Origin of the sequence: Xanthobacter tagetidis (genome assembly GCF_003667445.1) — a bacterium.
Classification (GTDB): Bacteria; Pseudomonadota; Alphaproteobacteria; order Rhizobiales; family Xanthobacteraceae; genus Xanthobacter; species Xanthobacter tagetidis.
Genome location: NZ_RCTF01000012.1, coordinates 59,759 through 82,262 on the forward strand (window position 1 = coordinate 59,759; position 22,504 = coordinate 82,262).

Annotated in this window: 21 protein-coding genes, 1 pseudogene and 1 riboswitch; of the genes and pseudogenes, 9 read left to right on the forward strand and 13 right to left on the reverse strand. The window is 70.0% G+C overall.

The genetic code is table 11. From position 1 onward, the window contains the following. Positions 1–200 precede the first annotated feature (200 nt). Complete coding sequence (locus tag D9R14_RS14830; protein ID WP_121624118.1) at positions 201–2,834, forward strand: hypothetical protein; 2,634 nt, start codon at positions 201–203, stop codon at positions 2,832–2,834. Here the strand turns inward: D9R14_RS14830 and yidD are convergent. After that, positions 2,735–3,217: a membrane protein insertion efficiency factor YidD gene (yidD, locus tag D9R14_RS23555; RefSeq protein ID WP_342634790.1), complete on the reverse strand. Its 483-nt coding sequence runs from the start codon at positions 3,215–3,217 to the stop codon at positions 2,735–2,737. The two genes, D9R14_RS14830 and yidD, sit on opposite strands and share 100 nt — an antisense overlap. 138 nt (positions 3,218–3,355) lie before the next feature. Between yidD and D9R14_RS14840 the strand changes: the two genes are divergently transcribed. Next, the gene (locus tag D9R14_RS14840) at positions 3,356–3,928 is read left to right on the forward strand and encodes an HD domain-containing protein (protein ID WP_245420818.1); all 573 of its coding nucleotides are present in this window, start codon (positions 3,356–3,358) and stop codon (positions 3,926–3,928) included. A 3-nt stretch (positions 3,929–3,931) separates the two neighbouring features. Here the strand turns inward: D9R14_RS14840 and D9R14_RS14845 are convergent, their stop codons facing one another. Beyond that, positions 3,932–4,387, reverse strand: coding sequence for an iron-sulfur cluster assembly scaffold protein (locus D9R14_RS14845; protein ID WP_121624201.1), 456 nt, complete (start codon positions 4,385–4,387; stop codon positions 3,932–3,934). Between the two features lie 324 nt (positions 4,388–4,711). Between D9R14_RS14845 and folE the strand changes: the two genes are divergently transcribed. The 3 genes from folE (at position 4,712) to hisI (ending at position 6,636) form a co-directional block, all read left to right on the forward strand. Continuing rightward, the gene (gene folE / locus D9R14_RS14850) at positions 4,712–5,446 is read left to right on the forward strand and encodes a GTP cyclohydrolase I FolE (RefSeq protein WP_184759659.1); all 735 of its coding nucleotides are present in this window, start codon (positions 4,712–4,714) and stop codon (positions 5,444–5,446) included. A 116-nt stretch (positions 5,447–5,562) separates the two neighbouring features. Beyond that, entirely contained in the window at positions 5,563–5,952 is a 390-nt protein-coding gene (locus D9R14_RS14855; RefSeq protein ID WP_121624120.1) for a type II toxin-antitoxin system PemK/MazF family toxin, read from the forward strand. Between the two features lie 186 nt (positions 5,953–6,138). Beyond that, complete coding sequence (gene hisI / locus D9R14_RS14860) at positions 6,139–6,636, forward strand: phosphoribosyl-AMP cyclohydrolase (protein WP_121624121.1); 498 nt, start codon at positions 6,139–6,141, stop codon at positions 6,634–6,636. 18 nt (positions 6,637–6,654) lie between these two features. On the opposite strand, the pseudogene D9R14_RS14865 reads toward hisI, so the two are convergent. The 7 genes and pseudogenes from D9R14_RS14865 to D9R14_RS14895 all read right to left on the reverse strand — a co-directional run. Next, positions 6,655–7,080, reverse strand: a pseudogene (locus tag D9R14_RS14865) (allophanate hydrolase-related protein); the annotation flags it as partial. Positions 7,081–7,127: 47 nt separating this feature from the next. Beyond that, positions 7,128–10,670, reverse strand: a complete 3,543-nt coding sequence (gene uca / locus D9R14_RS14870) for an urea carboxylase (RefSeq protein ID WP_121624122.1) — start codon at positions 10,668–10,670, stop codon at positions 7,128–7,130. A gap of 1 nt (position 10,671) precedes the next feature. Beyond that, positions 10,672–11,319, reverse strand: coding sequence for an urea amidolyase associated protein UAAP2 (locus tag D9R14_RS14875; RefSeq protein WP_121624123.1), 648 nt, complete (start codon positions 11,317–11,319; stop codon positions 10,672–10,674). Between the two features lie 11 nt (positions 11,320–11,330). Next, positions 11,331–12,143, reverse strand: coding sequence for an urea amidolyase associated protein UAAP1 (locus D9R14_RS14880; protein ID WP_121624124.1), 813 nt, complete (start codon positions 12,141–12,143; stop codon positions 11,331–11,333). A gap of 10 nt (positions 12,144–12,153) precedes the next feature. Then, positions 12,154–13,005, reverse strand: coding sequence for an ABC transporter ATP-binding protein (locus tag D9R14_RS14885; RefSeq protein WP_121624125.1), 852 nt, complete (start codon positions 13,003–13,005; stop codon positions 12,154–12,156). Next, positions 13,002–13,814: an ABC transporter permease gene (locus tag D9R14_RS14890; RefSeq protein ID WP_121624126.1), complete on the reverse strand. Its 813-nt coding sequence runs from the start codon at positions 13,812–13,814 to the stop codon at positions 13,002–13,004. The genes D9R14_RS14885 and D9R14_RS14890 overlap by 4 nt, the downstream gene beginning before the upstream one ends. Before the next feature lie 368 nt (positions 13,815–14,182). After that, positions 14,183–15,283, reverse strand: a complete 1,101-nt coding sequence (locus D9R14_RS14895; protein WP_121624127.1) for a putative urea ABC transporter substrate-binding protein — start codon at positions 15,281–15,283, stop codon at positions 14,183–14,185. 74 nt (positions 15,284–15,357) lie between these two features. Next, a riboswitch (guanidine-I (ykkC/yxkD leader) is annotated at positions 15,358–15,475 on the reverse strand. A gap of 156 nt (positions 15,476–15,631) precedes the next feature. On the opposite strand from D9R14_RS14895, the gene D9R14_RS14900 reads away from it, so the two are divergent. Continuing rightward, entirely contained in the window at positions 15,632–16,369 is a 738-nt protein-coding gene (locus D9R14_RS14900; protein WP_245420819.1) for an HAD hydrolase-like protein, read from the forward strand. A 129-nt stretch (positions 16,370–16,498) separates the two neighbouring features. On the opposite strand, the gene acs is transcribed toward D9R14_RS14900, so the two are convergent. Beyond that, on the reverse strand, positions 16,499–18,454 hold the full coding sequence (gene acs, locus D9R14_RS14905; protein ID WP_121624129.1) for an acetate--CoA ligase: 1,956 nt from the start codon (positions 18,452–18,454) through the stop codon (positions 16,499–16,501). Between the two features lie 278 nt (positions 18,455–18,732). On the opposite strand from acs, the gene D9R14_RS14910 reads away from it, so the two are divergent. Then, on the forward strand, positions 18,733–19,104 hold the full coding sequence (locus D9R14_RS14910) for a DUF423 domain-containing protein (RefSeq protein WP_121624130.1): 372 nt from the start codon (positions 18,733–18,735) through the stop codon (positions 19,102–19,104). 234 nt (positions 19,105–19,338) lie between these two features. Here D9R14_RS14910 and D9R14_RS14915 read toward each other — a convergent pair whose 3' ends face one another. The 3 genes from D9R14_RS14915 to D9R14_RS14925 all read right to left on the reverse strand — a co-directional run bounded on the left by D9R14_RS14915 (position 19,339) and on the right by D9R14_RS14925 (position 20,941). Beyond that, a complete protein-coding gene (locus D9R14_RS14915) occupies positions 19,339–19,809 on the reverse strand; it encodes a pyridoxamine 5'-phosphate oxidase family protein (protein ID WP_121624131.1) in 471 nt (156 codons plus the stop codon). A gap of 65 nt (positions 19,810–19,874) precedes the next feature. Beyond that, entirely contained in the window at positions 19,875–20,531 is a 657-nt protein-coding gene (locus tag D9R14_RS14920; protein ID WP_394096744.1) for a class I SAM-dependent methyltransferase, read from the reverse strand. After that, positions 20,528–20,941: an EVE domain-containing protein gene (locus tag D9R14_RS14925; protein WP_121624133.1), complete on the reverse strand. Its 414-nt coding sequence runs from the start codon at positions 20,939–20,941 to the stop codon at positions 20,528–20,530. Before D9R14_RS14925 ends, D9R14_RS14920 begins: the two co-directional genes overlap by 4 nt. Before the next feature lie 398 nt (positions 20,942–21,339). Here D9R14_RS14925 and D9R14_RS14930 point away from each other — a divergent pair, with 398 nt between their 5' ends. Then, positions 21,340–21,639 (forward strand): antibiotic biosynthesis monooxygenase family protein, encoded by a 300-nt coding sequence (locus tag D9R14_RS14930; RefSeq protein WP_121624134.1) that lies wholly within the window; start codon positions 21,340–21,342, stop codon positions 21,637–21,639. 121 nt (positions 21,640–21,760) lie between these two features. Next, positions 21,761–22,504, forward strand: a complete 744-nt coding sequence (locus D9R14_RS14935) for a YkgJ family cysteine cluster protein (protein WP_121624135.1) — start codon at positions 21,761–21,763, stop codon at positions 22,502–22,504.

Genomic DNA, 22,504 nt, shown 5'->3' on the forward strand with positions numbered 1-22,504 from the left:
GCGGCCGGTTTCGGCCATCCTGCCATAACGACGAACGGCGGGCGCAGGGGACGACAAGATCGCGAAAAAATCCCTCCGGGTCCTGCCCGTTCCCGCCGGGACCGCCCAAGCTCCCCGGGGGCCTCAATGCATGCTATGGTTGCATCTGCGGCCGGGCCGCATGCCGAATCCCCTTGCCTGCCAATGCGGAGGCGTGAGCCGTGACGACGAAGGCGCTGCAACCGGCCGGCTCCCGCCTCGCGCAGGCATGGGGCGAGATCCTGGATTTCGCGCTGGTCCTGTGGGTGGTCCGCGTTCCGCTGGTGAGCGTCGCCGCCGGCCTGCTCCTGATGGCCGCCATCACCGAGGCGCAGGACGTGATGGTGCACGTGGCGATGGCGGGCGCCCCGCTCGCCAAGCGGGCCTGGATCTCGTGGGAGCTGGTGCAGCTGTTTGCCTCCACCTTCCTGTTCTGGGCCATGCCCGTGCACTATGCCGCCCGGCTGCTGCTGGAGACCGATCGCGGGCTCGCGGCGCGGATCGCGCCTGTGGCGAAGGCGGGGCCGGGGGCGCGGGCCGCCGCGGCCTCGGGTGCGCTCGGCTGGGTCATCCTCCTGGTGCCGCGGGTGCTGGGCGCGCTCACCTTCGTGGCGTTCGCCATCGGCGCCCGGCAGGCGATCGCCAACCTGCCCACCATCGACGACACGCCGGTGGTGGCGGCGGCGCGGGCGCAGCTCGGCTATGTGTCGTGGCTGATGCTCGCCGGCGTTCCGGCGTTCTTCGCCTATGCGGCGGTCCGGGTGCGGATGGTGAAGTCCGGGCCGCTGGCCGACCTCGACCGCTGGCTTGCGCCGCGGGTTGCCGGCGTCTTCCGGCGCATCGGTCTCGGCGCGCGCGCGGACGATCCGGCGGGTGAACTCCACGCCACCGGGCGCCTCACGCTGCTGATCTATGCGGTGGGGGTCGCCGTGGTGTTGGTGGCCAACCCGGTCGACCTCGCCAGGGCGCTGCCGCTGGCCGCCGCCGTGCCGCTGGTGTTCGGCGGCTGGGTGCCGCTCCTGTCCTTTTTCTCCGCGCTCGGCCGGCGCCTGCATTTCCCCTTCCTGCTGACGCTGTTCGCCCTCGGCGTGGCCGGGGTCGCCGTGTTCGGCGACAACCATGCGGTGCGCCTGCGCGACGCGGCGCCGCCCGCGCGGGCGAGCCTGCGCCAGGGCCTCGACATGTGGATGGAGGCCAACGGCTGCGCGGGCAAGCCACAGGACTGCCCGCGCCCGGTCATCGTCGCCGGCGCCGGCGGCGCGAGCCGCGCCGGCTTCTTCACCGCCAGCGTCATCGGCCACTTCCTGGATGTGGACACGTTCAGGAAGGGCTCGGTCCACACCCAGGCCGACCAGACCAAGACGGTGCACGCCCCGCTCGACGACGGCCGCCTCGCCGGCAAGGCAGACGGCCAACCCGTGCTCAACGGCGCCCAGGTGCGCAACCGCATCTTCGCCATATCGGGCGTCTCGGGCAGCGCCTATGGGGCGGCGGTGATCGCCGGCGCGCTCGCCGCGACCGGGCCGCCGGGCGGGGCGGTGCCGTGCCCGCGCGAAGCGCAGGGCTACTGGTTCGGCGAGAAGATCAACACCTGGCGCGACTGCCTGGAGGCGCTCACCGCCGGGGATTATCTCACCGCCGTGTTCTTCGGCCTCGCCTTCCACGACCAGGTGCAGCTCTGGGTGGAGGACCGCGCCACCCTGCTGGAAAAGGCCTGGGAAGCGCGCTTCGCCGACCTCGTGTCGCAGGCGCCGGCCGTGGCCGCCGCCGACGCCCAGCGCCCCGACGGCCAGAAGGCCGCCGAGCGGCTGGCGCAGCCCTTCCTCGCTCTGCCGCGCTCGGCGGCCAGCTGGGTGCCGTTCCTGGTGCTCAACGGCACCTCGGTGGACACCGGCCAGCGCATCGTCACCACCGACCTCGATCCCACCATGGCCGCCGCGCCCTGCCTCACCGGCGGTCCGCCGGAGCGCTGCCCCATCTTCACCCATGCGCTCGACTTCCACGCCCTCATTCCCGAACGCAAGGACGTGGCGCTGTCCACCGCGGCGAGCAATTCCGCCCGCTTCCCGGTGATCTCGCCGCCCGGCGCCATTCAAGGCCGAAAGAGCAAGGTGGCCGACCGCATCGTCGACGGCGGCTATTTCGAGAATTACGGCGTGGAGAGCGCGCTCGATCTCGCCAAGGCCATCGTCGCGCTGGAGCCGGGGCTCGCGCCCTTCATCCTGGTCATCTCCAATGATCCGCAGGTGACGCTGGGCGAGGCGGGCGCCGGCGAGGGCACCGCCCAGCCGGAGGCCGCCGACACGCTGTGGCTCGGCGAGGTGGCCGGCCCGCTCGGCGCGGTCAGCGCGGTGCGGGGCGGGCGCGGCCGGCTTGCCCAGGCGGACGCGCGGGCCTTTCTCGGCGCCCGCCTCGCCGCGACCTGCGGGCCGCACATGGCCCATATCAAGGTGGCGCCGGAGACGCTGGCCGGCACCTGTCCCCCCGAGCCGAAGCGCCAGGACATCCGCGCCGTCGCCATGAGCTGGTGGCTCTCGAAGCCGGTGCAGATCAATCTGCGCGAGCAGACCAAGAGCGCCCAGGCCAAAAGCGCGGAGGGCAAAAGCGGGTGGGCCGGAAGCGGGGGAGGCCTGTGCAGCAACGATCGCGAGATCGCGGCGGTGTGGACGGCGCTCGCGACGCCGTCCAAGGCCTGCCTGAGGACGACGGCCGCAGCTCAGCCTGCGCCGGCCCTGCCGCCGTCCTTGTCCGCACCGTCCTCGCCCGCACCCTCCTCGCCCGCGCCGCCTTCGGGCGGCATCCGCCAGACGCCGTAGCGCCAGGGCGCGAGCGCATGCCCGCCTGCGGGCAGGCGCTCCGGCACCGGGTCGTAGCCGTGCCCGCCCCAGGGGTGGCAGCGGCAGATGCGGGCGGCGGCCATGAAGAAGCCGGCATAGGCGCCATGGCGGCGGATCGCGGTGTCGGCATAGTCCGAGCAGGTGGGCAGATAGCGGCACTGCCGGCCCATGAACGAGGAGAGCGTATAGCGGTAGGCGAGAATCGGCAGGCGCAGCACGGTGCGCGGGACGAGCTTCAGCGCGCCGAGGACCCGCCCCAGCCGGCCTTCCGGCGTCGCGGACGGCGCAGGCGCGCGCGGCCGCGCGGCGGCCAGCGCCGCCTCAAAATCGTCGCGTTCCGGGGCCTTCATGGCCTTCGACACTTTCCCTTCCTTCGAGCCGGGCCGGCGGGTCCGGCGGACCCGTCGGCTTCGGCACCTGATTTCGCGAGGTGACCGATGATCGACCGACCTGTACCCGACCCACTTGTACCCGACCGACTTGCGCCGCAGCCCGATCCCTTGGCGGACGCCGCGCCCGCACCTCTTGCCCTGGCCGTGCGCGCGCTCGCCTTCGCGACGCTGCGCCACACCGACCAGCGCCGCAAGGGCCGCCGCGCCGAGCCCTACGTGAACCACCTCGCGGAGGTGGCACTGCTGGTGAGCGAGGCCACCGGCGGCGCGGATGCCGAACTGGTCGCCGCCGCTCTGCTCCACGACGTGGTGGAGGACCAGGGCGTCGCCCTGGCCGAGATCGCCGCCACTTTCGGCGCCGATGTGGCCCATCTCGTGGCCGAGGTCACCGACGACAAGGCGCTCGCGCCCGAGGAGCGCAAGCGGCTCCAGGTGGTCCACGCCCCGCATTTGTCGGCGCGCGGCAAGCTGCTGAAGCTCGCCGACAAGGTGGCGAACCTGCGCTCCCTCGCCGAGGACCCGCCTGTGGACTGGGAGGCGGCCCGCGCCGTCGCCTATGTGGCCTGGGCACGCGAGGTGGCGGCCGGGCTCACGGGCGTTTCGGCGGCGCTGGACGCGGCGTTCGATGCCGCCGCGACGGCCGCGCTTGAGGCGATCGCGGCGCAGCCGGCCCCGGTTTGAGGCTCACTCCGCGGCGGCGGCGGCCTTGGCGCGCGCGGCCTCGATCTGGCCGATGGCATCCACCACCGCATCGAACGTGAGCAGGGTCGAGGCATGGCGGGCGCGATACTCCCGCACCGGCTCCAGCACCGCGAAGTCCGCCCACTTGCCCTCGGGCGGCGGGCCGTTCTCCCGCAGCATGTGGGCCACGCTCTCGCGCAGCGCGCGCAGCTCGGCGGTGGTGGCGCCGATGATGTGCCGCGCCATGAGCGAGGAGGAGGCCTGCCCGAGCGCGCAGGCGCGCACCTCATGGGCGAAGTCGGCCACCTTATCGCCGTCGAGCACCAGGTCGATGGTCACGGTGGAGCCGCACAGGCGCGAATGGGCGCGGGCGCTCGCCTCAGGTGCGTCGAGCCGCCCGAGCCGGGGGATGTCGGCCGCGAGGGCGAGGATGCGGGCATTGTAGACGTCGTCGAGCATGGGCATTCCCGCCGGCTGGGCCGGTTCCGTCCTTGCGCCGACGCCTCTTCCGGCGGCGGCATGTCCGCATATATATAGCGCGCGCCGGCCGGTTTGAAGGCCGGCGCGCAAGGCCGCTCCGGCGGCTCCCCTTGCGCCACGGGGCGCGCGGCAGCATGATTAAGCTGGGTCTGCGCCTTCCGGCGCACCCGGATGGAACGAGGACGGCAAGGCCGCCGCCGAACGATCGGCGGGGCGCGGATGATCCCGAGGACCCGCGCGTGCGTAGCCGACACCCGGTGACACTCCCTCTCGCGTCAGCGTGAGGGTCGAACGGAGTTGGTCATGGACGCGGTGGTGAAGCTCTTCATGGCTCAGGCCGAGCAGGAGGCGAAGGCGCGCGCCGAGGAGGCGGCGCGCCGGGCGAAGATCGGGACCGAGGCCGAGGAGCCCGGCACCACCGCCGTCCTGCACCAGACCATCGCCCCCTTGCTGCCGGACGGCACGCCGCGCCCGTCGCGCGGCGAGGCGGAGGCGGCGGTTCGCACCCTGCTTGCTTACATCGGCGAGGACCCCGCCCGCGAGGGCCTGCTCGACACGCCGCGCCGGGTGGTGGCGGCCTATGACGAGCTGTTCTCCGGCTATGGCGAGGACGCGACCGCGCTGCTCGACCGCACCTTCGGCGAGATCGGCAGCTTCGACGACTTCGTGCTGGTGCGCGACATTCCCTTCCATTCCCACTGCGAGCACCACATGGTGCCGTTCGTGGGCAAGGCGCACGTGGCCTATTTCCCGGTGGAGCGGGTGGTGGGCCTGTCCAAGATCGCCCGCGTGGTGGAAATCTATGCCCGCCGCCTGCAGACTCAGGAGCATCTGACCTCGCAGGTCATCACCGCGCTCGACGAGGGCCTGCGCCCGCGCGGCGTGGCGGTGATGATCGAGGCCGAGCACATGTGCATGTCCATGCGCGGCATCGCCAAGCAGGGCGTCTCCACCATCACCACCCAGTTCACCGGCATCTTCCGCGACGACCCGGCCGAGCAGGTGCGCTTCATCACGCTGCTGCGCGGGGGGCGGTAGGGGCGGCGGACAGTCTTTTTTGTTCGGTTCCGGCCCCAAGTTGCTATATTCCGCTGGACCTATTCAGGGATGCGCGGATCGTCCCGATCCGGAGCGCAGCAACTGCCGGCGACCGCATGGGCATCAATTTTCATCCGCGGGCTGGCACGCTGCTGATGTGCGATTTCCGGGGCGCGGTGCCACCTGAAATAAACAAGCGCCGACCCGTGGTCGTGATCACTCCCCGTCTCGCCAATCGCGACCAGCTCGCCATGGTCGTTCCGACGAGCACCACCGAGCCGCGCTCGATGCAGCCTTTTCACGTGCGGCTTCTGAAGAACTACCACCCGAATGAGCCAGACGATCTTCCGGTTTGGGCGAAGTGCGATCTGGTGAGCAGCGTCAGCTTTGCCCGGCTGGATCGATTCCATGTGGGTCATCGTCGCTTCGAGGCACCGATGATATCGGCTGACGACCTCGCAAGCATACGCAAGGGCGTCCTTGCGGCATTGGGGCTTGTGGATTGACGCGCCACCGGCGAGCACCTACATCTGTGCAGTTCCCGTATATCGGGCTTGCAAGACCATCTCGCGATGGCAGGGCGCGCATCGAACGATAACAAGTTCTGCGCGCCCTCATCGTCTTCAAACCTTCATGCTATTGAAATCCCGCGCCAGCATCCGGCGGGATTTCTCTCGCGCCAGGATCGCACCATGAGCGCCGACACCTCCCCTTTCGCCCCGCCCGCGCGGGGTGCCGCGCTTGAAGAGGGCACAGTGCTCTCGCCCCGCTTCGATGCGGCGGGGCTCGTGACCTGCGTCTGCGTCGACGCGTCGACCGGCGAGGTGCTGATGCTGGCGCACATGAATGCGCAGGCGCTGGCGCTCACCATCGAAACCGGCGAGGCGCACTATTTCAGCCGCTCGCGCGGCCGGCTCTGGAAGAAGGGCGAGACCTCCGGCCATGTGCAGGCGGTGAAGGAGATGCGCATCGACTGCGACCAGGACGCGGTGGTCATCAAGGTGGAGGTGGGCGGCACCGGTGCCTCGTGCCACACCGGGCGCCGCTCCTGCTTCTACCGCACCGTGCCGCTCGGCGCCGCGCCCTCGCCGGAAACGCGGCTCGCCTTCACCGACGACGCGCCGCGCTTCGACCCGCAAGCGGTCTATGGCCAAGGCGGCCACGGGCATGGCGACGGCCACGGCCACTGAGCCGCGGCCGCCGCTCATTCAGCCCGCGCGGGAGGCCATGAAGGCGCGCCAGCCGCCGAGCGCGGTGATCTCCTGCGCCTGCGCCACCGCATGGGCCTCGCACAGGAAGCCGGGCACCTCCGTGCCATCCTCCAGGCGCACCTTGCCGATGCCCAGCGGCGCCGGGATGCGGGCGACGAAGCGGCCGAAGGCGTCGGGCGCGAGCGCCCACACCTCCACCTCCAGCCCCGGCCCGGAAAAGCCCGGCGCGCGCACCACGCCCGGCTTCATGGGGCTGGTGTCCGGCAGCACGTAGAGCCGGTAGTCCGGCGCCGTGCGGCAGCGCTTCAGCAGCACGCCGCCGGCCTCGATCAGCTCGGCATTGAGCGGCATGCCGGAAAGGTGGGCCCCCACCACGGCGATGGGCACCGCCTCGGCGGCGGGCAGGGTGCCTGAGCCCTCGGGGGCGAGGAGACGGCCGCTGAGCGGCGTGCGCGTGGTCATGGGCATCCTCACAAATCTTCCAGCACGGCGACCACGTCGCCGGAACGCACGGTGCGGCCGGGCGCGGCGCGGATTTCCCGCACCCGTCCCGCCGCGTGGGCGGTGATGGAAATCTCCATCTTCATGCTCTCGATGATGGCGATGGTGTCGCCCACGGCGACCACCGCTTCCTCTTCCACCAGCACCTTCCAGACATTGCCCGGCACGTTGGCGGAAACCCCGAAGCAGCCGTCGGGCATCTCGCCCTCGCCCAGCATCCCGGCGCCGTCCTCGACGACGAACGAGTCCAGCCCCTCCGCCTTCCAGCGCGCGCGCTCCGCCTCGAAGGCGGCCTGCTGGCGGGCCTTGCCGGCGGCGATGGCGCCGGAATTGGCGGCAAGGTTCGCGGCATAGTCCGCATAGGAGAAGCGGCTCTCCTCGATGCGCACGGGATAGGCCCCGTGCGGAAAGGCGGCGCGCGCCTCCATCAGCTCCTGATGGGAGACCTCGAAGAAGCGGATTTCGTCGAAGAAGCGCAGCAGCCACGGGTTGTGTTCGAACGCAGGCGTGCGCCGCCATGTGTTCCACATCTGGATGGTCCGGCCGAACAGCTGGTAGCCGCCCGGCCCCTCCATGCCATAGATGCACATATAGGCGCCACCGATGCCCACGGCGTTTTCCGGCGTCCAGGTGCGGGCCGGGTTGTACTTGGTGGTGACGAGGCGGTGGCGCGGATCGATGGGGGTCGCCACCGGCGCGCCGAGATAGACGTCGCCCAGCCCCAGCACCTGATAGCTGGCGCCGAAGATGATGTCCTTCACCGCCTGCTCGTTTTCGAGCCCGTTGATGCGGCGGATGAACTCGATGTTGTCCGGGCACCACGGCGCATTGGGCCGCACCAGCTCCTGATACTTGCGCATGGCGAGCTGCGCCTGCGGGTCGTTCCAGGACAGCGGCAGGTGGACGATGCGGCTCGGCACCACCACGTCCTCAGCCGCCGGCAGGCCCTTCTCGATCTCCGCGAGGGCGTCGAGCAGCTTGGTGCGGGGCAGGCTCGCGCCGTCATAATGGATCTGCAGCGAGCGGATGCCGGGGGTGAGGTCGATGAGGCCGGGGAGCCTCGCCTGCTGCACCGCCTCGGCCATGAGGTGCGCGCGCAGGCGCAGCGCCACGTCGAGGTGCATGTCGCCGAACTCGACCAGCAGATTGTCGTCGCCCTGCCGGCGATAGACCACGCGCACCGGCCCGTCCTCGTGGATGGCGAGGATGGGGGAGGAGGTCTCCTCCGGCGCGCCGACGATGGACGGTCCGGCGATGGGGTCTTCCGGCCGGGGAAGGGGGAGGAAGCGCACACGGTCGCCGGGCTTCAGCTGGCCCATCTTCCACTGCTCGTCGCGGGCGATCACCGCCGGGCAGACGAAGCCGCCCAGGGAGGGGCCGTCCGGGCCGAGGATGATGGGCATGTCCCCGGTGAAGTCGATGGCGCCGATGGCATAGGCGTTGTCGTGGAGGTTGGAGGGGTGGAGCCCCGCCTCCCCGCCGTCGGTGCGCGCCCAGCGGGGCGTCGGCCCCATCAGGCGGACGCCGGTGCGGGCGCTGTTGAAATGCACCTCGTAGGTGGCCGAGAACAGGTCGGCGATATCGTCGTCCTGGAAGAAGTCCGGGGCGCCGTGGGGGCCGTAGACGGCGCCGATCTCCCAGTCCCGCGTCAGCGGGGCGGGGGCGGGCACTTGCGCCGCCGGGCCGGTCGGACGCTCGGCTTTGGGTGCGAGGTGGAGCGCGTCGCCCGCCTTCAGCGTGCCGGTGGCATGGCCGCCGAACTGGCCCAGCGCGAAGGTCGCCCGCGAGCCCAGCACTTCCGGCGCCTGGAAGGCCCCGGCCACCGCCAGATAGGCCCGCTGGCCGGCACCCTCGATGGTGCCGACGGCGAGCATCTGCCCCGCCTTCACCGGGAAGGCGGCGTCGTGCGGCACCACGGCGCCGTCGAGCCTCGCCGGCATGTGGGCGCCGGAGATGGCCACAACCGCATCGTCGTGGAAGCGCAGGGTGGGGCCGTTGACGGTCATTTCCAGCGCGCACGCCACCTCGGCGTTGCCCACGAGGGCGTTGGCGCGGCGGAAGGAGTGTTCGTCCATGGGGCCGGACGGCGGCACGCCCACGTGCCACAAATTCAGCCGCCCCGGGAATTCCTGAAGGCTGGATTGCGCGCCGGGCACGACCACTTCCACGCTGGTGGGGCAGAAGGCGAAGTCCTTCAGCGCGGTGGTCGCCACCTTGCCGGAGGCGAGGAGGTCGGAGGCGGCGATGGCCGAGAGATATTGAAGGTTCGTCTCGATGCCGCAGATGGAGGTTTCGGTGAGCGCCTTCTGCAAAGCGGCGATGGCGCCGGGGCGGTCGTCCGCTTTTACGATCACCTTGGCGAGCATGGGATCGTAAAAGGGCGTCACCTCCGTGCCGGTCTCGATCCAGCCGTCGATGCGCGCCCACGCGGGGAATTTCACCTCGGTGAGCAGGCCGGCGGAGGGCTGGAAATTGGCGTGGGGAATTTCCGCATAGACGCGCACCTCCATCGCCGCGCCCTTGGGCGCGAGCGGGCCGGCAGCGGCGATGGGGTCTTCCCCCGCCGCCTGTCGGATCATCCATTCCACGAGGTCGATGCCGAACACCGCCTCGGTGACGGGGTGCTCCACCTGCAGGCGGGTGTTCACCTCCAGGAAATAGAATTCCTGCCGCGCCGGGTCGTAGATGAACTCCACCGTGCCGGCGCTCTCGTAACTGACGCTCTCGCCGAGCTGCACGGCGGCGGCGTGGAGGCGGGCGCGCACCGCGTCGGAGAGGAGGGGAGCGGGGGTTTCCTCCACCACCTTCTGGTTCCGCCGCTGGAGCGAGCAGTCGCGCTCGCCCAGCGCCACGACGCGGCCCTTGCCGTCACCGAAGATCTGCACCTCCACATGGCGCGCTTCCGAGACGAAGCGCTCCAGATAGACGCGCGCATCGCCGAAGGAGGCGCGGGCCGTGCGCTGGACGCGCTCGAACGCGTCGCGCAATTCCTCCGGCGTGTGGCAGAGCTGCATACCGATGCCGCCACCGCCGGCGGTGGACTTCAGCATCACCGGATAGGTGATGGCCTCCGCCGCCTTCAGCGCCTCTTCCGCGCTGTCGAGGAGGTCGGTGCCCGGCAGCAGGGGCACGCCGCTCGCCTTGGCCAGCTCGCGCGCGGTGTGCTTGAGGCCGAAGGCTTCCAGGTGCTCCGGCTTCGGGCCGATGAAGGCGATGCCCTCCTCCGCGAGGCGCTTGGCGAAGCGAACGTTCTCCGACAGGAAGCCGTAGCCGGGATGCACCGCCTCAGCCCCCGTCGCCTTGCAGGCGGCGATGACGGCATCGACGTTCAGATAGCTCTCGGCGGCCGGTGCGGGACCGAGGCGCACGGCCTCGTCCGCCTCCAGCACGCCGCGGGTGAAGCGGTCGGCATCCGAATGCACGGCCACGGACCTGATGCCCATGGCCCGCGCGGTGCGGATCACCCGCCGCGCGATCTCGCCGCGGTTGGCGATGAGGATTTTCGAGAACATCTCAATCCTCCGCGCCGAACACGAGCACCTGGATGGGCGTCGGGTTGAAGCCGTTGCAGGGATTGTTGATCTGCGGGCAATTGGAGATGACGAGGAGAACATCCATCTCCGCGCGCATCTCCACATAGTCGCCGGGGCCGGAGATGCCGTCCACGATGGCGAGTTCGCCGGTGGGCTCCACCGGCACGTTCATGAAGAAGTTGATGTTGGGCACGATGTCCCGCTTCGTCATGCCGTGCTTCGCCACTTCGAGCACGAAATTCTCGCGGCAGGCGTGCAGATACTTCACCTGATGGCCGAAGCGCACCGTATTCGCCTCGCACGAGCAGGCGCCCGCCGAGGTGTCGTGACGGCCGCTTGTGTCGGCCGTCACGGTCAGCATCACATTGCCTTCGCTGGAGATCAGCTTCGTGCCGGTGGAGACATAGGCCGAGCCCTGCACCCGCAGCGTATCCTGCGAGGAATAGCGCTCGGCGAAGTCATCGGCCTTGTAGAACAAGGTATCCACCGCCTGCTGACCTTCGAGATCGACGATGCGCACGCTCTCGCCGGCCTTCACGAGGCAGGAGAAGGGCGCGTTGGCGGGCACGAAGTAATCGCGCAAAGCAGAAGACGCATCGCGGACGGGAGAAGCAAAGAACCGGGTCATGAATGCCTCCCTCAGCGCGCGTTGTTCTCGAAGCCGCGCACGGCCTCGATGGTGGCGGTGCGGCACAGATCGTCGGCGGCGGGGGCGGGCGGCTGGAAGCGGATGGCCTCCACCGGGGGCGGGGCATAGTCCGGCGCCGGGTCCATGGGATGGGGGCAGTTGGAGAGGGCGACGATGAGGTCCATCTCCGCCCGCAGGTCCACGAAATCGCCCTGCTGGCGTGCGTCCTCGATCCAGCGGAAATTGCCCTCCGCGTCCGTGCGCACGGGGGCGAAGAAGGTGAGCGCGGGCGGGATGTCGCGCTTGTCGAGGCCGCGTTTCAGCGCTTCAAGGATGAAGTTGTCGCGGGTGTTGCGCAGCACGGTGTCGCCATAGCGGGCGCGGTTGGAGGCGGGGGTGGAGCCGCCCACCAGCACGTCATGCATGCCGGTGGTGTCCTCGATGAGGGAGAACATCACCCGGCCCATGTCGGAGAACAGCACGCGGCCCTTTCCGAGGGCAGAGGTCCATTGCACCTTCACCGTGTCGGCATAGTTCAGCCGCTCGGAGGCGTCGGTGGCTGACCAGGCGATCATGGAGACCGCCGCTGGCCCGTGCGCCAGATGGATGCGCAAGGCCTCGCCCGCCTTCAGCGGCGTGGACGAGTACCAGCCGCCGGGAATGGTCTCGGTGTGCAGCACCGCGCCGGGCATGATGGAAGCCGAGCCGCGCGGCGTCGGGCCGGGCAGGGCCTTGGGCGCATGCTGCTGGCCGGCGGCCTTCAATTCCTCGTAGCGGCGCTTGTTCTCTGCGATGAAGGTCTGGGTTTCGACGCTGACGGTCATTTCTGTCTCCTCAAGCCGTCTTCAGCGCCGGGTCGTCCCGGCCGGTGCCCGAGGAAGTGGCCGGGTCGTCCCGGCCGGGGCTGTGAGGGGTGTCGGGGCTGCCGCCCACTCCGGTTGCCGGGTTGCGCGTGCCCGCGATCCGCTTGGGCCAGACCTCGATGTCCTTGGCGACGGTGGCGCCATAGCGCGCCGCCTCTTCCGGGCGATTGCGGCGACGCTCGAAGGCGATGATGCGGGTGGCGAGGGTGAAGGCCTCGCGCAGATCGTGCGTCACCATCACCACGCTCATCTCGCAGGCGTTCCACAGCGCCTTCATGAGCACGTGGATGTCGGCGCGGATGCCGGGGTCGAGCGCGCCGAACGGCTCGTCCAGCAGCAGGATCTTCGGCTTGCGCATGATCGCCTGCGCCAGCGCGAGGCGCTGCTGCATGCCGCCGGAGAGGGCGGCGGGATATTTGTCCTCCGCGCCCTTGAGGCCGACCTCGGCGATCAGCGCGCGCGCCTCCTCCTCTGCCTGCCGGCGGCGGGCGCCGAACAGGCGGCCCGAGAGCGGCGCCTCGGCGAGTTCCGCGGCGAGCAGCACGTTGCCGAGCACGGTGAGATGCGGGAACACCGAATAGCGCTGGAACACGACGCCGCGGTCCGCGTCCGGCTCGGGAGCGATGGGGCGGCCGTCGATCAGCACCTCGCCGCGGGTCGCGTGCTCCTGCGACAGCAGAATGCGCAGGAAGGTGGTCTTGCCGCAGCCGGAGGGGCCGACCAAAGCGACGAAGGAGCGCGGCGCGAAGTCGAGGCAGATGTCCTCAAGGACGATCTGGTCGCCATATTCCTTCCACAGGTGGCGCACGCTGATGGCGGTCATTTCGCGGCTCCGAACCAGGGGAAGATGAGGCGCCGCGCCTTCACGAGCGCGAAGTCCATCAGCACCGCGAGCAGCGTGATCCAGGCGACGTAGGGCAGGATCACGTCCATGGCGAGATAGCGCCGCACCAGGAAGATGCGGTAGCCGAGGCCGCTGTCGGAGGCGATCGCCTCGGCGGCGATCAGGAACAGGAAGGCCGGCCCGAGCGAGAGGCGCAGCGCGTCCATGAGGCGCGGGGCGATCTGCGGCAGCACCACGCGCAGCGCGATCAGCCAGGAGGAGGCGCCCATGGTCTGCGCCTTGATGAGCTGCTCGTGCGGCAGTTCCTCCACCCGCATGGCGAGGTCGCGGATGAGGAAGGGCGTGATACCGATGGCGATCAGCGCGATCTTCGATTCCTCGCCGAGCCCCATGACGATGAACAGGATAGGCAGCAGCGCCAGCGGCGGCACCATGGAGACCATGCCGACGAACGGCGCGAGGAAGGCCCGCACCGCGGGCAGCATGCCGATCAGCACGCCCACCACGAGTGCGACGGCGGTGGAGATGGCGAGCGCGGCAAGGAGCCGGCCGAGGCTCGCCGCGGTGTCGGACCACAGGAGATAGTCGCCGGTGCGGTTGTCGGCGGTAAAGGCCATCTTCACGATGGCGTCGCCGATGGTGCCGAAGCTCGGCAGGAGCTTGTCGTCCGGGTTCAGCGCGAGGCGCTCGGCCGAGCCCAGCACGTAAGCGAGGATCACCAGCGCGAACGGCAGGATGGCGAGCACCAGCGCCGTTCCCCGGTCCGGCCTGACATTGATGAGGCGCATCCGCGCGGCTCCTGTGTGTTGCGTGTTGCGCGGCGGCCCCGCCGCCGGGCCACCCTCTCCCCTTGTGGGAGAGGGCAGGGTGAGGGGTGTCGCGGCGCCGGGGGCGGAGGAAGGCGTGTGCGTCGCGCGGACCCCTCACCCGCCTCGCTGCACTCGGCACCCTCTCCCGCAAGGGGAGAGGGGAAGCCGCGGCATCCCCTGGGTCCTCCGGTCAAGCCGGGGCCCAGCGCAAGGAACCGCCGAAGGCGCTTCTGAACCCCGACCGCCCTGGGTTTTGCCCGCTGCGCGGGGAGTCTTGCGCTGGGCCCCGGATCAGCGCTCAGGCTGCGCCTTCGCTTGTCCGGGGCGCGAGGAAGAACGCCCCCGCCTCACAGCTTCCCGTCGGCGGCCATGCCCATATAGGTGTCGGAGAAGCGGAACTTCACGTTCTTCGCGGCGCCCAGAACCTTGCCGCCGGGAAGCTCGATGCCCACCGCGTCGGCGGACTTGGCGCCGGAGCCGAGCAGCTCCTTGGCGAACAGGAACTTGCGCACCAGGTCCATGGTGGTGCCCACCGCCGGCGAGCGCACGAAGGCCACCGCCTCGGCGGGCTTGGCGAACAATTTGGTGGCGGCGAGCTGGGCCTCGAAACCGGCAAGGTCGGTGCCGGAGGCCTTGCCCATGGCCTCGCGCGCGGCCTTGCCCTCGGGCGTGTCGGCGGTGAACAAAGCGGTCGTCTCGTACCAGATGCCGGCGAGGGCCTTGCCGAAGTCGGGATTGTCCTTGAGCGTCTGGGTGTTCGCGACCATGAGGTCCATGATCTCGCCGGGAATCTTCGACGAATCGAACACGTTGTGCGCGCCCTTGTCGCCGAGGATCTCGGACACCAGCGGGTTCCAGGTGACCACCGCGGTCACGTCCTTGGTCTTGAAGGCGGCCACCATGTCGGCGTCGGAGGTGTTCACCACCTTCACGTCGCGCTCGCGCAGCTTCACGGACTCGAGCGCGCGGGCGAGCAGATAGTGGGAGACCGAGAACTCGACCAGGTTGACCTTCTGCCCCTTGATGGCGGCGAGGTCCTTCTTGCCCTTCAGGATCACTGCGTCATTGCCGTTGGAGAAGTCGCCGACGATCACCGCGGTGGTGTCGACGCCGCCGGCGGCCGGCACGGAGAGCGCGTCCATGTTGGTGACGGTGAGCGCGTCGAAGGCGCCGGCGGTGTACTGGTTGATGCTCTCCACGTAGTCGTTGAACTGCACGACGTCGATCTTGATGCCGTATTTGTCGGCCCACTTCTTGACGATGCCGGCGTCGGCGGCATAGCCCCAGGGCATCCAGCCCACATAGATCGACCACGCGACCTTGAATTCCTTCTTCGGCGCGGCGAGCGCCGGCGGGGCGGCGAGCGCGAGGCCGACGAGCGCAATCGCGCCGAGGAGGCCGGTGGCGCAGGACTTGAGGCGGTGCTGGATCGAGAATGGCGTGCGCATGAAATTCCCCTTCGGTTCGCGTCGAACGATTGGGAATTGGCGAGACCAGTGCCGCCAATTCCTTGGCCACTGAGGTCTCCCGGGCTTTTGTCCCGCCGTGCACCCGTGCCGGATGTCTCCCGGCGCGGTGGCAGCTCTCGGACCAGCGCGCCCCCCCGATCTGGGGACGCCGGAACCCTAGCCACCAACTCGATGTTCCTTTGTGCAACCGCCATGCCAATTGTAGTCGTTTTATTTTTCAATGAGTTGGTGTGGCCGTGCGCCGCACGTCTGCCAGGAGCGTGAACATACCGATTAAAAATTGAGCAATTTGCCGCATAAATTTCTCTATTGCATGCAGTTGCGCGCTTGTCCCAGCGAGGCGAAGCCGCCATCTTCCGACCTATGGAGATCGTCCCCGCCTTCCCGCCGAAACCGGTTTACCGGCTCGTCATCTTCGATTTCGACGGGACCCTCGCGGACACCTTCCCCTGGTTCGCGACGGTGGTGAATCCCACCGCCGACCGCTTCCGCTTCCGGCGCGCGGTGCCGGAGGAGACGCACTTCATGCGCGGGCTCGACGCGCGCGAGCTGCTCGAATACCTCGCCATCGCCCGCTGGAAGGTGCCGCTGATCGCCCGCCACCTCAGGAAGCGCGCCGAGCGCGAGAAGGACACGTTCCGCCTGTTCCCCGGAGCCGAGGCCATCGTCGCCGCGCTGGACGAGGCCGGGGTGAAGGTGGCGGTGGTCTCCTCCAACGGCGAGGAGACGGTGCGCCACGTGCTTGGCCCGGGCATCTCCGGCCGGGTGGACCAGTTCGCCTGCGGCGCGGCGCTGTTCGGCAAGGCGCGCAAGTTCGCCCGCGTGCTGGCGCAGCAGGGCGTCATGCCGCGCGAGGCGCTGTGCATCGGCGACGAGACGCGCGACATCACCGCCGCCCGGCGCGCCGGCATCGCCTGCGGCGCGGTCTCCTGGGGCTATATGCGGCGCGACGTGCTGGAGGCGGCGCGGCCCGACCACCTGTTCGACGCCATGGAGGAGATCCCCGCCGCCGTGCTGGAGCCGGTGCCGCCGGCGCATGCCGCCGCGGCGCAGCGGATGGCCTGAGAGGCAGGGGCCGCGCGGACTGTGGCGGCCGGTATCGACGTCGCGCCCCCGGCCGCAAGGTGTGGATGGCCGGGACAAGCCCGGCCATGACGTTTCCCTGGATGACGTTCCGCTGGAGGACGCTCCGCCTCAGGCGGCGGAGCGCTTGTTCTGGCGGTTGGAGATGAGGTCGTCCACCACGCCGGGATCGGCCAGCGTCGAGGTGTCGCCGAGGCTCTCGAACTGGTCCTCGGCGATCTTGCGCAGGATGCGGCGCATGATCTTGCCCGAGCGGGTCTTGGGCAGGCCCGGCGCGAACTGGATCAGGTCCGGCGAGGCGATCGGGCCGATCTCCTTGCGCACCCAGGCGACCAGCTCCTTGCGCAGCGCCTCGGTGGGCTCCTCGCCCGCCATCAGCGTCACATAGGCATAGATGCCCTGGCCCTTGATGTCGTGCGGGAAGCCGACCACTGCGGCCTCGGACACCTTCGGATGGGCGACGAGGGCGCTCTCCACCTCGGCGGTGCCCATGCGGTGGCCGGAGACGTTGATGACGTCGTCCACGCGCCCGGTGATCCAGTAATAGCCGTCCGCGTCGCGCCGGCAGCCGTCGCCGGTGAAGTACTTGCCGGGATAGGTGGAGAAATAGGTCTGCTCGAAGCGCTCGTGGTCGCCATAGACAGTACGCATCTGGCCCGGCCAGCTATCGGCGATCACGAGGTTGCCCTCGCAGGCGCCGCTCAGCACCTTGCCTTCCGCATCCACCACCTCGGGCACCACGCCGAAGAACGGCAGGGTGGCCGAGCCGGGCTTCAGCTTGATGGCGCCCGGCAGCGGGGTGATGAGGATGCCGCCGGTCTCGGTCTGCCACCAGGTGTCGACGATCGGGCAGCGGTTGTCGCCCACCACGCGGTGGTACCACTCCCAGGCCTCGGGATTGATCGGCTCGCCCACCGAGCCGAGCAGGCGCAGGGAGGACCGCGAGGTCTTCTTCACCGGCTCCTCGCCCGCCTGCATCAGCGAGCGGATCGCGGTGGGGGCGGTGTAGAAGATGTTGACCTGGTGCTTGTCGATCACCTCCCAGAAGCGGGAGACGCTCGGATAGTTGGGCACGCCCTCGAACATCAGCGTGGTGGCGCCGTTGGCGAGCGGTCCGTAGAGGATGTAGGAGTGGCCGGTCACCCAGCCCACGTCCGCGGTGCACCAGTAGATCTCGCCGGGGTGATAGTCGAACACGTACTGGTGCGTCATGGACGCATAGACCAGATAGCCGCCGGTGGTGTGCAGCACGCCCTTCGGCTTGCCGGTGGAGCCGGAGGTGTAGAGGATGAACAGCGGGTCTTCCGCGTTCATGTGCTCGGCCGGGCATTCGTCGGTCACCAGCGCCGCCGCCTCGTCGTAATAGACGTCGCGGCCGGGCGTCATGTCCACCGCGGCGCCGGTGCGGCGCACCACCACCACATGGTCCACGCTGTCGGGCGGCAGCAGGTTGATGGCGGCATCCACATTGGCCTTCAGCGGCACCTTGCGGCCGCCGCGCAGGCCCTCGTCGGCGGTGATGATGCATTTCGACGCGCAGTCCGCGACCCGGCCCGAGAGGCTGTCGGGAGAGAAGCCGCCGAACACCACGGAATGCACGGCACCGAGCCGCGCGCAGGCGAGCATGGCATAGGCCGCCTCGGGGATCATCGGCAGATAGATGGTGACGCGGTCGCCCTTCTCCACGCCGCGGTTGCGCAGCACGTTGGCGAATTTGTTCACCTCGGCGGACAGCTCGCGGTAGGTGATCTTCTTCGATTCGGACGGGTCGTCGCCTTCCCAGATGATCGCCACCTGGTCGCCGCGCTCGGCGAGGTGCCGGTCGACGCAATTGTAGGCGACATTGGTGATGCCGTCCTCGAACCACTTGATGGAGACGTGGCCGGGATCGTACGACGTGTTCTTCACCTTGGTGAAGGGGTGGAACCAGTCGATCCGCTTGCCATGCTCCGCCCAGAAGGCGTTCGGGTCCTTCACCGAGGCCTCGTACATGGCCTTGTACTTGGCATCGTCCACATAGGCCTTGTGCGCCCACGCGGCCGGAACGTCATACACCTTGTCGGACATGGCCTTTGCCTCCCTGACACGGGCGTGAGCCCGCCTGTGCACGCGCACAGCTTCAGCCGTGCATTCTTGCGGCGGATTATGGTGAGGAGGCTGCGCCTCCACAAGGCACCGCAAGGCAGACTTTGGGTTTATAGCCCTTCGTCGCCCCGGATGCGCGGGGCGGTGCAGGGGTGCTCCGCCATGCCGCAGGGCGCCCGGTTTCCCCGCGCGGCCGCCGGCATGTAGACAGGTGCGCGAGGGCTGCCGGACGGCGCGCGCCCCCGCGAGCGAGGCATCCCATGGACCTCTTCAGTCGCCTTCTCCTCCTCGTCGCTGGCCTGATGGGCGCGGCGGGCGTCGCCGCCGCGGCGGCCGCGGCCCATGTGGGCGGCGGGGAAAATCTCGCCACGGCCTCGCATTTCCTGCTGTTCGACGCCGCCGCTATCGCCGGCCTCGTCGCCGTGGCGCTCCAGCTCGGGCGCGGGCGCGCGGCCCTCGTCATCGCCGCGGGGTTGATCGCGCTCGGCGGCCTGCTTTTTTCCGGCGACCTGGCGGCGCGCGCCCTGATGGAAGTCAAGCTCCTGGGCGGCAGCGCGCCGTTCGGCGGAACGCTGATGATCCTGGGCTGGCTGGTGGCCGCGGTGGCCGCGCTGTTCGCGCGGAAGGCGTAGGCAGCGAGACGTGCGGCGGGGGGCAAGAGCCCGCCGCGTCTCCCTAGACCGCCGTCATGCTCCGGCTTGACCGGAGCGTCCGTGGCACCTTCGCGCCGCGCGCCCGGCCGCAGCATGGGCCCTCCGATCAAGTCGGAGGCGACGGCGGTGAGAGCGACGGTGGTGAGTGGGCCGACGAGGCGAGGGGGCGCGGTGCGGGGCAAAGGGCGACGGTGGGGGAAGGCCGCCCCAGCCTCAGAGGCGGACCTTGGCGTTGTCGCCCAGATCGGGGGGCGTGTCGGTGACCATGCTCTTCGCCAGCTCGAAGGCGCTGGCGATGTCGCCCTTGCCGTCCCAGTATTCCGCCGCCTCGGGCTCGACCTTCAGCAGGATGGCGTTCGGATCGTCCGGGCCGCCGGGGAAGAAGGCCTCCATGTAGGCGGACCAGATGTCCTTCACCTTCGCCCGGTCCTCCACCACGCGTGCCCGGCCGGACACCGAGAGATGGAAGTGGTCCGAATGGTCCACGAAGGTCAGGCACACCTGCGGATCGCGGGTGATCTCGTCGTCCTTGGCGCTGCGCCGGTCCGTGACGAACCAGATGGTGCGCGCCTCCGCCTCGACTACCGGCGCCATGGGCCGTGCGCGCAGGCGTTCGCCGTCGCGGTCCACCAGCATGCAGTCGCGCTGCTTGGCCATCTTGCGCCAGATCTCGTGAACGTCCATCGCCGCGCCTCCTCGTTCGGGTTTCAAGGGCAACGGCGCGGGCGCGGCGATGGTTCCCCGCCGGGTCAGGCGCGCGGCCGAAAGACGCTGGTGCGCTTGATCTCCATGTCCTCCAGCTCGCGCGTCACCGGCACGCTGTAGTCGGCGAGCTTCTCCAGCCGGTCCTTCGGCAGATAGGTGCGCCCCGGGTCGCCGATCAGCACCACCGCCCCGCGCGCCGCGAGCGCCAGCAGCCAGGCGAACACGCGCGCCGCGAGGTCGCGCTCATAGGCGATGTCGCCGGCGAGCACGACGTCCCAGCCCTCGTCCGCGCCGATCAGGTCCGCGCCCCGCGGCGTGAGCGCGACGCCGTTCGACGCCCCGTTGAGGGCGATGGCGGCGCGCGCGAACGGGTCGATGTCGGCGCAGTCCGCGCTCAGCGCCCCCGCCTTCATGGCGGCGATGCCGACGAGGCCGGAGCCGGAGGCGAAGTCCAGCACCCGCCGGCCCGCCACCAGGCCGGGATGGTCGAGCACGTGGCGCGCCAGCGCCTGGCCGCCGGCCCAGGCGAAGGCCCAGAAGGGCGGTGGCAGGCCCATCTCGCCCAGTTCCTCCTCTGTGCGGTGCCAGATCGGCACCGCCTCGTCGGCGACGTGAAGCGCGATCTCGGGCACCAGCGGGACGGGGCGCAGGCGCGTCTCGGCGCGGATGAACGCTTCGGGATCGGCGATGGCGCGGCTCAAAGGCCGCCCATGGCGCACACGATGTCCCATTCCGCGTCGGTCACCGGCTGCACCGAGAGGCGGGAATATTTCAGCAGCGCCATCTCGTGGAGGCGCGGCTCGGCCTTGATGGCGGCGAGCGTCACCGGCGTCTTCAGCGCCTTCACCGCCTTGATGTCGACCATGACGAACTTGGCGGTTTCGTCGGAGGGGTCGGGATAGGCCTCCTTGATGACCTCGACGATGCCGACGATCTCCTTGCCCTCGTTGGAGTGGTAGAAGAAGCCCCTGTCGCCCTTCTTCATCGCCATCAGCTGCTGCTTGGCGAGGTGGTTGCGCACGCCGTCCCAGTGGGTGCCCTTGGCGCCGGCCTTCACCTGCATCTCCCACGACCACTTGAACGGTTCGGACTTGTAGAGCCAGTGGGCCATGGCGCGCTCGCGGCTGGGATAAGGGGGCAGGACAGGCGGCCGGGCGGCCGACCGCAAGGCCTCCGTCTTGCCGGCTTCAATGAGGCTTGGCAAGGCCGGCGCCCGTGCCCCGGGCCAGCGACGGCGCAGCCGGAGCCGCTCCCCGGCCAAGCGACGGCGCAGCCGGAGCGCCGAGCCGGGGTCCAGGGGAAAGCCCGGCGAAGCCGGCCAAACCTCTGGTGCACAGCCTGCGGCGGGCATGGCCGCCTCCGGCGCATCCCTTGCGCCGGGCCCCGGCTCTCCTTCCACTACGCTGACGCTCCGTTCCAGTCGGCCGGGGTGCCTTCGCCGCCTTGCCTCGCCGTGCCGCGTGGCTATGGTGCCGGCGCGCCGGACGACGGGCGCCAGGGAGAAGACGCATGGTCTATGAGAGAGCCGTGATCGAGGTGAAGGAAGGCAGCGAAGCCGCCTTCGAGGCCGCCGTGAAGGAGGCCGCCCCCTATTTCCAGAAGGCGCGCGGCTGCTCGGGCATGGCGCTCCAGCGCTCGGTGGAGAACCCCAGCCGCTACGTGCTGGTGGTGAAGTGGGACACGGTCGAGGACCACACCGTCCATTTCCGCGGCGCGCCGGAATTCCAGGAATGGCGCCGCCTCGCCAGTCCGCATTTCGCGAGCCCGCCCCAGGTGGAGCATTTCTCCGACGCGCTCACCTGCTTCTGAGCCGGCCCCCGGCTCCCCCCTTTGCCCGCCGGCCGTTGCGCTCGCTCAATGCGGCGCCGGCCGGCGCGGCTTAGCCGTCTTCCGATCGGCGCCGCGGCGGCGCCGCGCACGGGAGCGGCGCATGGCCTCCAGCACTTCCAGCGACGGCCCCGGTCCGGCGGACTTCTTCCACGCCCAGCGCGCCGCCTTTCGCGATACGCTCGCCCGCTTCGCGGGCCGGCCCGATCTGCTCGACCGCATGTGGATGCAGGCGTTCAGCTCCTTCGAGCACAATGTGGAGGTCGAGACCGAGGGGATGCCTCAGCTCGCCTGCCACAAGGGCTGCGGCACCTGCTGCCAGCTCCAGGTGGTGGCGACCATGCCGGAGGTGCTGATGGTGGCGCGCTATGTGCGCGCCATGGCCGGTGGCTTCGGCAGAGTGGGGGTGGACCTCCGGGGCCGCCTTGCCGGCGCCGGGCCGGCGGAGGAACCGGCGCATCCCATGGCGCTCGGCCGCGAATGCCCGTTTCTCGCCGAGGGCCTGTGCGTGATCTATCCGGTGCGGCCCATGGCCTGCCGGGGCCACGCCTCGTTCGACAAGGAGGCGTGCGTCTCGGCCCTGTGCGGCGGCGCCGAGGACGTGCCGGTGTCGGGCGCGCACCGGGCGGTGCGGGGCCTGGTGCAGAGCGCGCTGCAATCGGCGCTGCACGATGCCGGCCTGCCCTGGGGCGTCTACGATCTGGTGGGCGCGCTGCGCCTCGCGCTCGCCCATGCGGATGGCGAAGCCGCGTTCCGCGCCGGCGAGGATTTCATGATGCCGGCCGCGGCCGACCGCGCGGTGCGCGCCGACATGGGCGCCGCCTTCGTCCGGCTGGGCCTGGCCTGA